The following is a 15,062-nucleotide window of genomic DNA, read 5'->3' on the forward strand; positions in this document are numbered from 1 at the left end:
TCATTCGAGAGGCTGAGCATGGCTTATCAGTTCGATTTTCTGCCGGTGATGCAAAACACCGAGCTACTGTTGCGCGGTGCACTGTTCACCCTGGAACTGACGGCCATCGGCGCGGTGCTCGGGGTTGGCCTGGGCATCGTCGGTGCCGTGGTGCGGGCCTGGAAGATCCGCCCGTTCGCGGCGATATTCGGGGTGTATGTGGAGCTGATCCGCAATACGCCGTTCCTGGTGCAGCTGTTTTTCATCTTCTTCGGCCTGCCGTCCCTGGGCGTGCAGATTTCCGAATGGCAGGCGGCGGTACTGGCCATGGTGATCAACCTCGGCGCCTACTCCACCGAAATCATTCGTGCCGGCATCCAGGCTGTCCCCCACGGGCAGCTGGAAGCCGCCGCAGCCCTGGCGATGAGTCGCTTCGAGGCCTTTCGCCACGTGGTGCTGCTGCCGGCGCTGGGCAAGGTCTGGCCGGCCCTGAGCAGCCAGATCATCATCGTGATGCTCGGCTCGGCGGTCTGCTCGCAGATTGCCACCGAAGAATTGAGCTTTGCCGCGAACTTCATCCAGTCGCGCAACTTCCGCGCCTTTGAAACCTATGCACTGACCACGCTGATCTATCTGTGCATGGCGCTGTTGATCCGCCAGTTACTGAACTGGGTGGGTCGTCGCTGCCTGTACAAGAGCAGCGCCAGGAGCGACCGATGAGTGACTTCACTTTCTGGGACGTGGTGCGCAACCTGCTCACGGGCCTGCAATGGACCCTGGCACTGTCGCTGGTGGCGTTTATCGGTGGCGGCGTGATCGGCTTGCTGGTCATGGTGATGCGCATCGCCAAAGGCCCCCTGCCCCGCCATGTCGCCCGTACCTACATCGAGCTGTTCCAGGGCACGCCGCTGTTGATGCAGCTTTTCCTGGTGTTCTTTGGGGTGGCCCTGGCCGGGGTGGAGATTTCGCCGTGGATGGCCGCAGCCATCGCCCTGACGCTGTTTACCAGCGCCTATCTGGCGGAGATCTGGCGCGGTTGCGTCGAAGCGATCCCCAATGGCCAATGGGAGGCATCCTCGAGCCTGGCGCTGAACCGGCTGGAGCAGTTGCGCTACGTAATCCTGCCCCAAGCCCTGCGCATCGCCGTGGCACCCACCGTGGGCTTCTCGGTGCAAGTGGTCAAGGGCACCGCCGTCACGTCGATCATCGGCTTTACCGAACTGACCAAGACCGGCGGCATGCTTGCCAACGCCACGTTCGAACCCTTCATGGTCTATGGCCTGGTTGCCCTGGGCTACTTCCTCCTCTGCTACCCCCTGTCCCTCAGCGCGCGCTACCTGGAAAGGAGACTGCATGCCTCTGCTTAGAATTTCCGCCCTGCATAAATACTACGGCGATCATCACGTGCTCAAAGGCATCGATCTGACCGTCGAAGAAGGCCAGGTGGTCGCGATCATCGGCCGCAGCGGCTCGGGCAAGTCCACCTTGCTGCGCACGCTCAATGGCCTGGAGTCGATCAACGATGGCGTGATCGAAGTGGACGGCGAGTACCTCGATGCCGCTCGCGCCGATCTGCGCAGCCTGCGGCAGAAAGTCGGGATGGTGTTCCAGCAGTTCAACCTCTTCCCACACCTGACCGTTGGCGAAAACGTGATGCTCGCGCCTCAGGTTGTACAAAAAGTATCCAAGGCCAAAGCGGTCGAACTGGCGCGACAGATGCTGGAGCGGGTCGGGCTCGGTGAAAAATTCGACGCCTTCCCGGACCGTCTGTCCGGCGGTCAGCAGCAACGTGTGGCGATTGCCCGGGCCCTGGCGATGTCTCCCAAGGTATTGCTCTGCGACGAGATCACCTCGGCCCTGGACCCGGAGCTGGTCAATGAAGTGCTCGGCGTGGTGCGGCAACTGGCCAAGGAAGGCATGACGCTGATCATGGTCACCCACGAAATGCGTTTCGCCCGCGAGGTGGGGGACAAACTGGTGTTCATGCATCAGGGCAAGGTGCATGAGGTGGGGGATCCCAAGGTGTTGTTCGCCGCTCCGAAGACGGCCGAACTGGCGAATTTTATCGGAATGGTCGAGCCTGCCTGATCCACGCTGCCAAGGGCGCTTCCTCGCCACGAGGACCCGCGCTGGCTCAAGGGTTTGGTTCAGGCGCGTTGGCGTAAGCGGTTGATCGTGGCAGGATGGTAGGGTTATCGACCGAGACTTTCCGACATGCCGCCATCCCAAGCCAAGAATCTGTCCCTGATCGCTGCCATTGACCTGGGCTCCAACAGCTTCCACATGGTTGTCGCCAAGGCCCAGAATGGGGAAATCCGCATTCTTGAGCGACTCGGTGAAAAGGTCCAGCTGGCCGCCGGCATCGATGAAGAGCGCAAACTGAGCGAAGAGTCCATCCAACGCGGGCTCGATTGCCTCAAGCGATTCGCCCAACTGATCAACGGCATGCCTCTGGGCGCCGTACGGATTGTCGGCACCAACGCCCTGCGCGAGGCGCGCAACCGTGGCGAGTTCATCCGCCGCGCCGAAGAGATCCTCGGCCATCCGGTGGAAGTCATCTCCGGCCGGGAAGAGGCCCGCCTGATCTATCTCGGCGTCTCCCACACCCTGGCCGATACACCCGGCAAGCGGCTGGTGGCGGACATCGGCGGCGGCAGTACCGAATTCATCATCGGCCAGCGCTTCGAGCCGCTGTTGCGCGAAAGCCTGCAGATGGGCTGCGTCAGCTACACCCAGCGCTATTTCCGCGACGGCAAGATCACGCCGGCCCGCTACGCCCAGGCCTATACCGCGGCGCGGCTGGAAATCATGAGCATCGAGCATGCCTTGCACCGCCTGACCTGGGATGAAGCCATCGGCTCCTCAGGCACCATTCGCGCCATCGGCCTGGCCCTCAAGGCCGGCGGCTATGGCAGTGGCGAGGTCAACGCCGAGGGCCTGGCCTGGCTCAAGCGCAAGGTGTTCAAACTCGGCGAATCGGACAAGATCGATTTCGAAGGCATCAAACCTGACCGTCGGGCGATTTTCCCGGCGGGCCTGGCGATTCTCGAAGCCATTTTCGACGCCCTCGAGCTGCAACGCATGGATCACTGCGAAGGCGCCCTGCGCGAAGGTGTGCTGTACGACCTGCTGGGGCGCCATCATCACGAAGACGTTCGCGAACGCACCCTGGGCTCGCTCATGGAGCGCTATCACGTCGATCAGGAACAGGCCGTGCGGGTCGAGCGCAAGGCGCTGCATGCCTTCGACCAGGTGGCCGACGACTGGGACCTCAACGACGGGGTCTGGCGCGAGTTGCTCGGCTGGGCCGCCAAGGTCCATGAAGTGGGCCTGGACATCGCCCACTATCACTACCACAAGCACGGCGCCTACCTGATCGAGCATTCGGACCTGGCGGGCTTCTCCCGGGAAGACCAGCAGATGCTCGCGCTGTTGGTGCGCGGCCACCGACGCAACATCCCCAAGGATAAGTTTGCCGAATTCGGCGACGAAGGCATCAAGCTGATTCGCCTGTGCGTGCTGCTACGGTTCGCGATCCTGTTCCACCACATCCGCGGCACCCAGCAAATGCCCCAGGTGGCCTTGCACGCCGACGGCGATCAACTTGACGTGATATTTCCCGACGGCTGGCTGGAAGAAAACCAACTGACCCAGGCCGACTTTGCCCAGGAAGCGGAATGGCTGACCCGAGTCGGGATTGTGCTGAACATCCACTGATCGGACAGCAACAGAGATCTTTTGTGGTGAGGGGATTTATCCCCTCGCCACAAAAAGCTGAGCTCGCCGTTCCTTAATTGACCGCCAACACCGGGCTGCTCAGGCGATCCAGCAACGTCGCCTGGGCGCTGCGCGGGTTCTGGTTGCCGGTCGGCGTGTTGCGGATGTAACGGCCGTCCGACTGCAAGCTCCAGCTGTGAGTGTTGTCGGTCAGATAGCTTTCCAACTCCTTCTTCACCCGCAGGATCAGCTTCTTGCCCTCCACCGGGAAGCAGGTCTCGACGCGCTTGTCGAGGTTGCGCTCCATCCAGTCGGCGCTGGACAGGAACATCTGCTCTTCGCCGCCGTTGAGGAAGTAGAACACCCGAGTGTGCTCCAGGAAGCGTCCGATGATCGAACGCACGTGGATGTTATGGGAAACCCCCGGGATACCTGGCCGCAGGCAGCACATGCCCCGGACCACCAGGTCGATGCGCACGCCTGATTGGCTGGCCTTGTACAGCGCGCGGATGATCTTCGGATCGGTCAGCGAGTTGAATTTGGCAATGATGTGCGCCGGTTTGCCATCCAGGGCGAACTGGGTCTCCCGGGTGATCATGTCGAGCATGCCCTTTTTCAGGGTGAACGGCGCATGCAACAGTTTCTTCATGCGCAGCGTCTTGCCCATGCCGATCAACTGGCTGAACAGCTTGCCGACGTCTTCGCACAAGGCATCGTCGGAAGTCAGGAGACTGTAGTCGGTATACAGGCGGGCGTTGGCAGCGTGGTAGTTGCCCGTGCCCAGGTGAGCATAACGTACGATCTCGCCTGCCTCACGCCGCAGGATGAGCATCATCTTGGCGTGGGTCTTGAAGCCGACCACACCATAGATCACCACCGCACCGGCCGCTTGCAGACGGCTTGCCAGTTGCAGGTTGGACTCCTCATCGAAACGCGCGCGCAACTCGATCACCGCCGTGACTTCCTTGCCGTTTCGCGCCGCATCCACCAGGGCGTCGACGATTTCCGAGTTGGCGCCGCTGCGGTACAGGGTCTGGCGCACCGCCAGGACGTGAGGGTCCTTGGCGGCCTGGCGCAGCAGGTCGACCACCGGCGTGAACGACTCGAACGGGTGCAGCAACAGGATGTCCTGCTTGCTGATTACGTTGAAAATGTTCTCGCTGTTCTGGAGCAGCTTCGGGATCTGCGGCGTGAACGGCGAATATTGCAGCTCCGGATGACTGTCCAGGCCGGTAATGCTGAAGAGCCGGGTCAGGTTGACCGGACCATTGACCTGATACAGCTCGGTCTCATGCAGGTTGAACTGCTTGAGCAGGTAATCGGACAGGTGTTTCGGGCAAGTGTCGGCCACTTCCAGGCGCACCGCGTCGCCGTAGCGACGGGAGAACAGCTCGCCGCGAAGGGCGCGGGCCAGGTCTTCAACGTCCTCGGTGTCCACCGACAAATCGGCGTTACGCGTCAGGCGGAACTGGTAGCACCCCTTCACCTTCATGCCCTGGAACAGGTCATCGGCGTGAGCGTGGATCATCGACGACAGGAACACATAGTTGTCGCCAGGGCCGCCAACGTCTTCCGGCACACGGATGATGCGCGGCAACAGGCGTGGCGCGGGGATGATCGCCAGGCCGGAATCGCGGCCGAAGGCGTCGATGCCTTCCAGCTCGACGATGAAGTTCAGGCTCTTGTTGACCAGCAGCGGGAACGGGTGCGTCGGGTCGAGGCCGATCGGCGTGATGATCGGCGCGATCTCGTCGCGGAAATAGCGGCGCACCCAGGTCTTGAGTTTGGTGGTCCAGTAGCGGCGACGGATGAAGCGGACCTGATGCTTTTCCAGTTCCGGCAACAGGATGTCGTTGAGGATCGCGTATTGGCGGTCGACGTGACCGTGGACCAGCTCGCTGATGCGCGCCAGGGCCTGGTGGGGTTGCAGGCCATCGGCACCGGCTTGTTCACGGGCGAAGGTGATCTGTTTCTTCAGGCCGGCGACGCGAATTTCGAAGAACTCATCCAGGTTGCTGGAGAAGATCAGCAGGAACTTCAACCGCTCCAACAAAGGGTAGGACTCATCCAGCGCCTGCTCCAGCACGCGGATATTGAACTGCAGTTGCGACAACTCGCGATGGATGTACAGGCTGCTGTCATCCAGGTTGGGAATCGCAATCGCCGGGGCCGGGGCGGGCTCGGCGGCAGCCACCGGGGGAGCGGGCTCCAGCTCCGGTGGTGTTTCAGCGATTTGCTCGACCACGGGTTGAGCGTCTTTTACGGCAACTTCAGAGAGTCCTTCGGTATTCATCGCAAGTTCCTGGGAGGCTATTTCTGCTCTCGTAACAATTGGGCGGCGCGCACGGCAAAGTAAGTCAGGATCCCATCAGCGCCCGCGCGCTTGAAAGCGGTGAGGGACTCGAGAATGACCCCTTCGCTCAACCAGCCGTTCTGGATCGCCGCCATGTGCATGGCGTACTCGCCGCTGACCTGATAAACAAAGGTCGGCACTTTGAATTCGTCTTTGACCCGGCAAAGGATGTCGAGATAAGGCATGCCCGGCTTGACCATGACCATATCTGCCCCTTCTGACAAGTCGGCCGCCACTTCGTGCAAGGCTTCCTGACTGTTGGCAGGGTCCATCTGATAAGAGGCCTTGTTGGCCTTGCCCAGGTTCAGGGCCGAGCCGACCGCATCGCGGAACGGGCCGTAATAGGCACTGGCGTATTTTGCCGAGTAGGCCATGATCCGTACGTTGACGTGTCCGGCCACCTCGAGGGCTTCGCGGATCGCCTGGATACGACCGTCCATCATGTCCGACGGCGCCACTACCTGGGCACCGGCCTCGGCATGGGACAGCGCTTGCTTGACCAAGGCGTCGACGGTGATGTCGTTCTGCACATAGCCGTCTTCGTCGAGGATGCCATCCTGCCCGTGGGTGGTGAACGGATCCAGCGCCACGTCGGTGATCACCCCCAAATCCGGGAAGCGTGCCCGCAGGGCGCGGGTCGCGCGCTGGGCAATGCCATCCGGGTTCCAGGCTTCGGCAGCGTCCAGGGACTTGAGCCCCGGCGGCGTCACCGGGAACAGCGCCAGCGCCGGAATGCCCAGTTCCACCCATTGGGCGGCTTCTTCGAGCAGCAGGTCGATGGTCAGGCGTTCCACCCCGGGCATCGATGCCACCGCTTCGCGCCGGTTCTCACCGTCGAGCACGAACACCGGCAGGATCAGGTCGTCGGTGGTCAACACGTTCTCACGCACTAGCCGACGAGAGAACTCATCACGGCGATTGCGACGCAGACGGGTAGCAGGGAACAGACGATTGGCGGGGGTAAAGCTCACGGCAGACTCCTGAGCCCACTAACGGGCGAGCGTGACAGTTATAAGCGGCCATTATGACCAACATATGACAGTTATGTGCACCTGTGACCTGTCGTCGCAGTTATTGTGGTTGTAGGAAATGTTCACGTCGAGACACATTTCGACACTTTCCTGAATGTGCCCGAAGGGTTAGGCTGCGCGTTCATTTCGCCAGCACCCAGACAATGCTCCAGCAATTTCTACATGACTTCGGCTATCTGGCCCTTTTTATCGGCACGTTCTTCGAAGGCGAAACCATCCTCGTGCTCGCAGGTTTCCTGGCGTTCCGTGGCTACATGGACATCAATCTCGTAGTGGTCGTGGCATTCTGCGGCAGCTACGCAGGTGATCAGCTGTGGTATTTCCTGGGACGCAAGCACGGGCGCAAGCTGCTGGCGCGCAAGCCTCGCTGGCAACTGATGGGCGATCGCGCGCTGGAGCACATCCGCAAGCATCCGGACATCTGGGTCCTGAGCTTTCGCTTCGTCTATGGCTTGCGTACGGTGATGCCGGTGGCGATCGGCCTGTCAGGCTATCCGCCGGGGCGTTACCTGCTGCTCAACGGCATTGGCGCGGCGATCTGGGCGACCGCACTGGCCGCCGCCGCCTATCACTTCGGCGCCGTGCTCGAAGGCATGCTGGGCAGTATCAAGAAATATGAATTGTGGGTACTCGGCGCGTTGCTGTTGCTGGGCTTGTGCCTGTGGTTGCGTCGACGCATCAAGAATGCGCGACTGGCGAAAAAAGTCCTCGAAGCCGAACGGCTTGAGCGCGCCACCGCTGGCAAACCTACGACACCAACCGAGCAAACCGGTTGCGACAGTAATAGAGTCCCATGAGGCTGAGCAGGCTGTAGCTGAGCAAGCCGACCCAGGCCACGGGGCCGTCCGGCCACAATCCGGCCAGCGGCGCCAGCCATACCAGCGGCAGGTTCGAGGCCAGCCGCAACAGCTCCAGCCTCCGCGCCCACGGGCGATTCTCCAGGGCCACGCCCAATACGAACAGACCGAACGCCACCGCGCCCCATCCCAGCAACAAGGCGGCGATGGGCAGGCTGTTCTCCAGGTTCATCAAATAACTGCCCAACGCGATGTAGAAGCAGAACTGCAGCGCCACGTAGCCCTGCTGGCGTCCGTCCAGCGGCACTTCGAATTTGCGGAAACGGCTCAGGTCCGGTTTGTTCAGTGGGTATCTCACCGCCACGTCTGCCGGTCGCCACCCCGTGGGCATGAACCAGATCCGCACCTTGTCCCACCAGTGTCCGGCCCGTCGGGCATCCGTCCACAACTGCACATAGAACTGCACGTTGGCCCACAACGGATTCCAACTCGCCAGCGGCGTGGTGACGCCAAAAATCACCGGCTCGCGGTCGTCTTCCTCCTGGAAGGTGCCGAACAGACGGTCCCAAATAATGAACACCCCGCCATAGTTGCGATCCATGTAGAGAGGGTTCTGCGCATGGTGAGCACGATGATTGGACGGCGTGACGAAGCACCACTCCAGCCAGCCCAGCTTGGGAATGTGCTGGGTGTGTACCCAGAACTGGTACAGCAGGTTCAGCGCCGCAATGCTGACGAACACCGTCAGCGGCACGCCCAGCACCGCCAGCGGCAGGTAGAACACCCAACTCAACAGGAACCCGGTACTGGTCTGGCGCAGCGCCGTGGAGAGGTTGTAGTCCTCGCTCTGGTGATGCACCGAATGAGCCGCCCAGAGGATGTTGCGCTCATGGCCCATGCGATGCAGCCAGTAGTAGCAGAAGTCATAGAACACGAAGGCAAACGCCCAGACCCAGGCCTGGTCGGCAGGCAACCGGACAAGAGCAAGGTGTTCCAAGGCAAAGGCGTAACTCACCAGCCCCACACCCTTGGTCAGCAGGCCCGTGGTGGTCGACAACACACCAGTGCTCAGGCTGTTGATCGCATCGGCCAGGCGGTAATGACTCTCACCGCGCCGGCGATCGGCCAGCAGCTCGACAGCGATCAGCACGAAGAAGAACGGCACGGCATACAAAATGAAATTCATGCTGCGATCCGGGCAGGAGATAGTCGGCAGATTAGGTTTAGCCGCCGGATAACCCTATGGCAACGAGTGACAAATTAGTGGACATTTAACGCCATGAATCTGGAGAAAAACCCATGAGCAAAAAAGTTGCAGTGATCCTTTCCGGCTGTGGCGTGTACGACGGCGCCGAGATCCACGAAAGCGTGATCACCCTGCTGCGCCTGGACCAACGCGGCGCGCAGGTCCAGTGCTTCGCCCCCAACATTGCCCAACTGCATGTGATCAATCACCTGACCGGTGAAGAAATGCCCGAAAGCCGCAACGTGCTGGTGGAGTCGGCGCGGATCGCCCGCGGTAACGTGAAGGACTTGCGCGACGCCAGGGTCGAGGATTTCGACGCCCTGATCGTACCTGGCGGTTTCGGTTCGGCGAAGAACCTCTCCAACTTCGCCGTCGAAGGCGCGGATTGCACCGTCCAACCCGAACTCCTGGCGCTGACCGAAGCCTTCGCCGAGGCCGGCAAGCCGGTGGGCCTGATCTGTATTTCCCCGGCCCTGGCGGCGAAAATCTATGGCCCTGGCGTGACCTGCACCATCGGCACGGATGTCGATACCGCTGCCGCCGTGACCAAAATGGGCGGCACTCACGAAGATTGCGCCGTCACCGACATCGTTGAAGACCGCGCGCGCAGGTTGGTCAGCACCCCGGCCTACATGCTGGCGCAGAACATCAGCGAAGCGGCCTCGGGGATCAACAAACTGGTGGATCGGATACTCGAGCTCACCCACGAAAACGATGCCTGAGCAACACCCAGCCAATGTGGGAGCGAGCCTGCTCGCGATAGCGTCGGTTCAGTTGATACTTTGGTTAGCTGACACACCGCCATCGCGAGCAGGCTCGCTCCCACAAATGAACAGTGTCAGGCTCCAGACATCCGGCTCAAGCGCGTGAGGATCCGATCCAACGCATTGGCGAACCCTTGCTTGTCCCGCTCGCTATAGGCCGCAGGACCGCCACCCATCTGGCCCTGCTCACGCAAATCGGTGAACAGGTTGCGCACCGCCAGCCGGTCCCCCATGTTCTGCGCGTTGAACTCCTTGCCGCGCGGGTCCAGGGCGACGACCCCCTTCTTCACCAACCGGTCGGCCAGGGGGACGTCGCTGCAGATCACCAGCTCACCCGGGCCCGCGTGCTCCACCAGATAGTCGTCCGCCGCGTCAGGGCCGCTGGGGACCACGATCAACTTGACGCAGGCCAGGCTTGGCTTGATCTGCGGTTGCCCGGCTACCAGCACCACCTCGAACTGGCGCTTCAAGGCGAACTTGACCACCAGCTCCTTCGCTGCCTTGGGACAGGCGTCGGCGTCGATCCAGACACGCATCAGGACACCTGCACCCTGCGCTTCTCCGCCACCCAACTGCGACCATACAGCACGACAATCGCCAGGATCGCGATCACTTGAGCGGTCAGCGAATAAGCATCGGCGTGAATACCCAGCCAATCGAAATCGAAGAACGCCACCGGACGGGTGCCAAAGATCCCGGCTTCCTGCAGGGCCTTCACGCCATGTCCGGCGAAGACCACCGACAGCGCGCACAACAACGCGGCGTTGATGCTGAAGAACAGCGCCAATGGCAGTCGTGCCGAACCGCGCAGAATCACCCAGGCCAGTCCTACCAGCAGCACCAGCGCTGTAGCGCCACCGGCCAGCACGGCGTTATGCCCGGCGGGACCGGCTTGCAGCCACAGGGTTTCGTAGAACAGGATCACTTCGAACAGTTCGCGATAGACCGAGAAGAACGCCAGGACGGCGAAGCCGAAACGGCCACCACCACCGACCAAGCTGCTCTTGATGTAATCCTGCCAGGCCGCCGCGTGACGGCGGTCGTGCATCCACACCCCCAACCACAACACCATCACACTGGCGAACAACGCTGTCGCACCTTCAAGCAATTCTCGCTGGGAACCGCTCACGTCGATCACATAGGCAGCCAGACCCCAGGTCGCCAGACCGGCCAGCAGCGCCAGGCCCCAACCCGCGTTGACGCTGCGAACCGCCGACTCCTGGCCGGTGTTGCGCAGGAAGGCCAGGATCGCCGCCAGCACCAGGATCGCTTCCAGTCCTTCGCGCAACAGGATCAGTAACCCCGAGATGTAACTCAGCGACCAGCTCAGACCATCCCCGCCCAGCAGCCCCGCCGACGCCTTCAGCTTGGCCTTGGCCGCATTCAGACGCTGTTCGGCCTGCTCCACCGGCAAGCCGTCCTGCAGGGACTGACGGTAAGCCATCAGGGCCTTTTCAGTGTCCTTGCGCACAACGGCATCGACGTTATCCAACGAGCTTTCCACCAGCTCGAAGCCTTCCAGGTAAGCCGCTACCGACAAGTCATAGGCCTGGTCGTGATCACCGGCACGATAGGCCGCGATGCTCTTGTCCAGGGTGGCGGCGGTGTAGTCGAGCAACTGCGCCGGGCCACGCTGTACCTGCGGCGGCTGGGCACGCTGGGCGCGGAACGTTGCGGCCGTAGCGGGGCCTTGGGCCGCCAGTACTTCAGCCGGGGTCTGGCGGGCCAGATCGGCAAGGTTGAAGGTCTGTTCGCTTTTGGCCGCTGCCGGGTCGACACTGAAACCGGCGATGTAGGTGGCCAGGTCCCACCGCTGACGCTCATCGAGCTGATCGGCGAAGGCCGGCATGTCGGTCCCTTCGATGCCCATGCCGAGGGTGTTGTAGATCGCGTAGAGGCTCAGGTGATCGAGACGTTGACCGTCGCGCAGATTGGAAGGCGCCGGCACCAGACCGACACCGGCAGGACCGTCGCCGGCGCCGCTGTCACCGTGGCACACCGAACAGTTCTGGGCATACAGCGGCGCACCGCGGGTCGGGTCCGGAGTAATGACCGGCGCCTGGCTGACTTCATAGGCCACCGCCAGCTTCGCCCCCAATTGGCGCGCCAGGCGGGCGACATCACCGCCGTCCTGATGCTGGGTGATCGCTTGGCGCAAGGCAGCGATGCCCTGTGTGAGCTCAGCCTTTTCCGGCTTGGCCGGCAGCGCAACGATCAGCCCTTCCAGCACCTGGGTGAATTCCAACTGCTCGCGATACTCGGACTCGTCGATGACCTTGCCCGCTTCGACGGTCTCCGGGTAATCCGCCCCGATGTAATCCAGCAAGTGCAGCGCCTGGGGAGCGCCTTCAACGGTGTTGGCCAGCAATGGATTGCTGCACAGGGCAAGCAGCGGCAGTGCAAGCCAGGCCAGAAAACGAAGCGAGGCAATCATGAATGACTCTCAATTGGAAATAAGAAGTAACACATTGTTCACTTACACGGACTTTGGCTCAAGAGCGAATGTGCTGTGGTCGCGCATTTTCATCGGATTTTCATGCTTTGGAAGTGATGTCACAAAAACAGCGCTTCGAGATTAAAAAGCCATTACATAGCGAACGGCCATGTCTATAATCGCGCCGCCTTCTTATAAGAACTTGGCATAAAAGCTCCTCCGGTTATGAGGAACCGATAGCGTCCCGACGCCGTCCGTGGATCGACCCAGCCCGACCCGCTCACCTGGCTGTTACTCAGGGAAGAAATGTTCATGGCCTCCCGTGCCGTTTTTTCGATCGCCCTCGGTGCGATCACCTTGCTGTCCGGCTGCTCGGTTTTTCGCAACTACGACAGTGAACTGACCCAGACCAATCAACAGCTGGCGTCCGGCAACGTCGACGCTGCATTGACCCTGCTGGACAAGAACAACACCAGTCAAGACCGGGATCTGCTGTATTACTTTGAAAAAGGTGAGCTGCTACGGGCCAAAGGCGATCTGTCCGGCAGCCAGGCGGCCTGGACCAGCGCCGACCGGCAAGTCGGCCAGTGGGAAGATGCGGTCAAGCTCGATACCGCCAAGTACGTGGCGCAGTTCGGCAGTTTCCTGGTCAACGATAAGGTCCGGCGCTACGAGGGCTACGATTACGAAAAGGTCATGCTGACCACGCAGATGGCCCTGAATCTGCTGGCCGTAAATGACTTCGACGGTGCCCGGACCCAGATCAAGAAGACCCACGAGCGCGAAGCGGTGATTGCCGATCTGCGGGACAAGGAATACCTCAAGCGCGAGGAAGAGGCTGAGCAGCAAGGGGTCAAGACCGAGTACAAAGACCTCCAGGGTTACCCGGTGGCCAGCCTCGACGCTCCGGAAGTGGTGGGTCTGAAAAACAGCTACCAGAGCGCGTTCAGCCACTATCTGGCCGGTTTCGTCTACGAAGCCCTGGGGGAAAAAGACCTGGCCGCACCGGGTTATCGCAAGGCTGCCGAGCTGCGTCCCAACACCCCCTTGTTGGAACAGGCACTGCTCAACCTGGACAAGCCTGCCGCCAAGGGCGATGACAGCGACATCCTGATCGTGGTGCAAAGCGGCCTGGCGCCATCCCGTGACTCGATCCGCATCCCCCTGCCCTTGCCTATCAGCGGCCACCTCGTGATCACGCCGCTGTCGTTCCCGGTGATCAAGCCCGACACCTCCACCGCCACCTTCGCCCAGATCGGCGTCGATGGCCGCCAGATGGATCTGACTCAGCTCAACAGCATCACTGCCATGTCCCGCCGCGCCCTTCGCGACGACATGCCCGGCATCATCCTGCGCACCACCGTGCGAGCCGTCACCCGTGGCGTGGCGCAAAAGCAGATCAACGATACCAATCCGTTGGCCGGCCTGGCCGTGGGCCTCACCTCGGCCGTGCTCGAAGGCGCCGATACCCGGACCTGGCGCACCCTGCCGGATTACACCCAGGTGGTGCGCCTGCGCCTGAAGAAAGGTGAGCACCAGGTCACCCTGCCCAACGCGGTAGGCGGCTCGGTGGTCAAGGTGGTCGTCGACCAGCGCTACCAGGTGGTGACTCTGCGGGCAGTGGGCAATCAGGTCTTTACCGGTGGCCTGGCCGCCCGAGTGACGCCGAATGCCAATCCGACCGCCGTCGCCAGCCTCAAACAACCTTAAGAACGGAGTCTTGTTCACATGCGTTTAAAACTGATCGCCGTCGGCGCCCTGGCCTTGCTGGCCGGCTGCGCCACCCCGCCCCCCCTGCGCCGGGCAGCGCCGCGAGCAAGGTTGTGGCGATGGGCAAGACAAAGAATATCGTGGTCGGTGCCATGCGCGTGGCCCGGGAAAACGGCTACATGACCGTCAATGTGCAGTTGAGCAACACCAGCTACAACAACAAGACGATGTACTACCGCTTTGCCTGGCTGGGGCCTGAAGGCTTTCCGATTGCCGAAGAGGAAACCTGGAAAAGCCTGACACTGTATGGCGAACAAACCAGCTTCCTGCCGGCCATCGCGCCGACACCCAAGGCCGTGGACTTCCGGTTGGAAATCAATACGCCTTGAGCCTGATGACCGACATCTCGCGTTAACCCTTTTTCAGCTTTAGAGAGCGCTTCCATGTTCACACGCGTTGCATTCATCACCCTCGCCGTCCTGCTGGTCAGCGGCTGCGCCAACAACTCCCCGGTACTGGGCAACAAGAACATTACCTACGGCGACACCAAGGCCGTGGAAACCGTGACCAACGAGTTCGGCTCAACCGACCTGCAGATGATCGCCGAGTCCATGACCCGCTCCCTGGCCCAGTCCGGCATCCTGCACGGTCGCCCGGTGGTTCAGGTCTACGACGTGAAGAACAAGACCAGCGAGTACATCGACACCCGCGAAATCACCACCAGCATCAAGACCCAACTGATGAAAACCGGCGCGGCACGTTTTGCCAGCGACAACAATGCCATGGACAGCCAGGTCGACCAGCTCAAGCTGCAGAACCAGAGCGGCCTGTACAAGAAGAGCACCGTGGCCAAGACCGGCAACATGATCGCCGCCAAATACCGCCTCGAGGGCTCTATCAGCTCGATCGTCAAGCGCAGCAGCGACTATAAGGACGTCTTCTACAAATTCAGCTTGCAATTGATCGACGTCGAAAGCGGTCTGGCCGAGTGGATGGACGAAAAAGAAATCCGCAAGACCACGGAGCGCTAA

General features: G+C 61.4%; 13 protein-coding genes and 1 pseudogene. 9 read left to right on the top strand and 5 right to left on the bottom strand.

Annotated elements, in window-relative coordinates; genetic code table 11:
• Window positions 1–18: 18 nt before the first annotated feature.
• The 4 genes from PCOSP_RS27920 to ppx all read left to right on the top strand — a co-directional run bounded on the left by PCOSP_RS27920 (window position 19) and on the right by ppx (window position 3,696).
• Window positions 19–699 (top strand): amino acid ABC transporter permease, encoded by a 681-nt coding sequence (locus PCOSP_RS27920; RefSeq protein WP_175362784.1) that lies wholly within the window; start codon window positions 19–21, stop codon window positions 697–699.
• The gene (locus PCOSP_RS27925; RefSeq protein WP_139641034.1) at window positions 696–1,346 is read left to right on the top strand and encodes an amino acid ABC transporter permease; all 651 of its coding nucleotides are present in this window, start codon (window positions 696–698) and stop codon (window positions 1,344–1,346) included. The genes PCOSP_RS27920 and PCOSP_RS27925 overlap by 4 nt, the downstream gene beginning before the upstream one ends.
• Complete coding sequence (locus PCOSP_RS27930) at window positions 1,333–2,067, top strand: amino acid ABC transporter ATP-binding protein (protein ID WP_464709934.1); 735 nt, start codon at window positions 1,333–1,335, stop codon at window positions 2,065–2,067. The genes PCOSP_RS27925 and PCOSP_RS27930 overlap by 14 nt, the downstream gene beginning before the upstream one ends.
• A gap of 126 nt (window positions 2,068–2,193) precedes the next feature.
• Complete coding sequence (gene ppx, locus PCOSP_RS27935) at window positions 2,194–3,696, top strand: exopolyphosphatase (RefSeq protein WP_139641038.1); 1,503 nt, start codon at window positions 2,194–2,196, stop codon at window positions 3,694–3,696.
• Window positions 3,697–3,769: 73 nt separating this feature from the next.
• On the opposite strand, the gene ppk1 is transcribed toward ppx, so the two are convergent.
• Together ppk1 and hemB are read right to left on the bottom strand one after the other, a co-directional pair.
• Window positions 3,770–5,989 carry a polyphosphate kinase 1 gene (ppk1, locus tag PCOSP_RS27940; protein WP_175362787.1) on the bottom strand — a complete coding sequence of 740 codons (2,220 nt, stop codon included), beginning with the start codon at window positions 5,987–5,989 and terminating at the stop codon, window positions 3,770–3,772.
• A gap of 17 nt (window positions 5,990–6,006) precedes the next feature.
• The gene (gene hemB, locus PCOSP_RS27945) at window positions 6,007–7,020 is read right to left on the bottom strand and encodes a porphobilinogen synthase (protein ID WP_139641042.1); all 1,014 of its coding nucleotides are present in this window, start codon (window positions 7,018–7,020) and stop codon (window positions 6,007–6,009) included.
• 203 nt (window positions 7,021–7,223) lie between these two features.
• Here hemB and PCOSP_RS27950 point away from each other — a divergent pair, with 203 nt between their 5' ends.
• Window positions 7,224–7,877 (top strand): DedA family protein, encoded by a 654-nt coding sequence (locus PCOSP_RS27950; RefSeq protein WP_139641045.1) that lies wholly within the window; start codon window positions 7,224–7,226, stop codon window positions 7,875–7,877.
• Here the strand turns inward: PCOSP_RS27950 and PCOSP_RS27955 are convergent.
• Complete coding sequence (locus PCOSP_RS27955; RefSeq protein WP_464709935.1) at window positions 7,828–9,063, bottom strand: sterol desaturase family protein; 1,236 nt, start codon at window positions 9,061–9,063, stop codon at window positions 7,828–7,830. The genes PCOSP_RS27950 and PCOSP_RS27955 overlap by 50 nt on opposite strands.
• A gap of 113 nt (window positions 9,064–9,176) precedes the next feature.
• On the opposite strand from PCOSP_RS27955, the gene elbB reads away from it, so the two are divergent.
• A complete protein-coding gene (gene elbB / locus PCOSP_RS27960) occupies window positions 9,177–9,845 on the top strand; it encodes an isoprenoid biosynthesis glyoxalase ElbB (RefSeq protein WP_139641049.1) in 669 nt (222 codons plus the stop codon).
• Window positions 9,846–9,961: 116 nt separating this feature from the next.
• Here the strand turns inward: elbB and PCOSP_RS27965 are convergent, their stop codons facing one another.
• Both PCOSP_RS27965 and PCOSP_RS27970 read right to left on the bottom strand, forming a co-directional pair.
• Window positions 9,962–10,423, bottom strand: a complete 462-nt coding sequence (locus PCOSP_RS27965) for a YaiI/YqxD family protein (protein WP_464709936.1) — start codon at window positions 10,421–10,423, stop codon at window positions 9,962–9,964.
• On the bottom strand, window positions 10,423–12,321 hold the full coding sequence (locus tag PCOSP_RS27970; RefSeq protein ID WP_139641053.1) for an FTR1 family protein: 1,899 nt from the start codon (window positions 12,319–12,321) through the stop codon (window positions 10,423–10,425). The genes PCOSP_RS27965 and PCOSP_RS27970 overlap by 1 nt, the downstream gene beginning before the upstream one ends.
• Window positions 12,322–12,633: 312 nt before the next feature.
• Here PCOSP_RS27970 and PCOSP_RS27975 point away from each other — a divergent pair, with 312 nt between their 5' ends.
• The 3 genes and pseudogenes from PCOSP_RS27975 (at window position 12,634) to lpoB (ending at window position 15,062) form a co-directional block, all read left to right on the top strand.
• Window positions 12,634–14,031 (top strand): COG3014 family protein, encoded by a 1,398-nt coding sequence (locus tag PCOSP_RS27975; protein WP_464709937.1) that lies wholly within the window; start codon window positions 12,634–12,636, stop codon window positions 14,029–14,031.
• 18 nt (window positions 14,032–14,049) lie between these two features.
• Window positions 14,050–14,420 (top strand): annotated as a pseudogene (locus tag PCOSP_RS27980) (YcfL family putative periplasmic lipoprotein).
• 54 nt (window positions 14,421–14,474) lie between these two features.
• Window positions 14,475–15,062 carry a penicillin-binding protein activator LpoB gene (gene lpoB, locus PCOSP_RS27985; protein ID WP_139641058.1) on the top strand — a complete coding sequence of 196 codons (588 nt, stop codon included), beginning with the start codon at window positions 14,475–14,477 and terminating at the stop codon, window positions 15,060–15,062.

This window comes from Pseudomonas sp. MAFF 730105 (genome assembly GCF_055380705.1).

Bases quoted from the DNA above. Each gene is read 5' to 3' on its own strand.
- PCOSP_RS27920 (WP_175362784.1), top strand. From the start codon at position 19: ATGGCTTATCAGTTCGATTTTCTGCCGGTGATGCAAAACACCGAGCTA.
- PCOSP_RS27925 (WP_139641034.1), top strand. From the start codon at position 696: ATGAGTGACTTCACTTTCTGGGACGTGGTGCGCAACCTGCTCACGGGC.
- PCOSP_RS27930 (WP_464709934.1), top strand. From the start codon at position 1,333: ATGCCTCTGCTTAGAATTTCCGCCCTGCATAAATACTACGGCGATCAT.
- ppx (WP_139641038.1), top strand. From the start codon at position 2,194: ATGCCGCCATCCCAAGCCAAGAATCTGTCCCTGATCGCTGCCATTGAC.
- ppk1 (WP_175362787.1), bottom strand. From the start codon at position 5,989: ATGAATACCGAAGGACTCTCTGAAGTTGCCGTAAAAGACGCTCAACCC.
- PCOSP_RS27950 (WP_139641045.1), top strand. From the start codon at position 7,224: ATGCTCCAGCAATTTCTACATGACTTCGGCTATCTGGCCCTTTTTATC.
- PCOSP_RS27955 (WP_464709935.1), bottom strand. From the start codon at position 9,063: ATGAATTTCATTTTGTATGCCGTGCCGTTCTTCTTCGTGCTGATCGCT.
- elbB (WP_139641049.1), top strand. From the start codon at position 9,177: ATGAGCAAAAAAGTTGCAGTGATCCTTTCCGGCTGTGGCGTGTACGAC.
- PCOSP_RS27965 (WP_464709936.1), bottom strand. From the start codon at position 10,423: ATGCGTGTCTGGATCGACGCCGACGCCTGTCCCAAGGCAGCGAAGGAG.
- PCOSP_RS27970 (WP_139641053.1), bottom strand. From the start codon at position 12,321: ATGATTGCCTCGCTTCGTTTTCTGGCCTGGCTTGCACTGCCGCTGCTT.
- PCOSP_RS27975 (WP_464709937.1), top strand. From the start codon at position 12,634: ATGGCCTCCCGTGCCGTTTTTTCGATCGCCCTCGGTGCGATCACCTTG.
- lpoB (WP_139641058.1), top strand. From the start codon at position 14,475: ATGTTCACACGCGTTGCATTCATCACCCTCGCCGTCCTGCTGGTCAGC.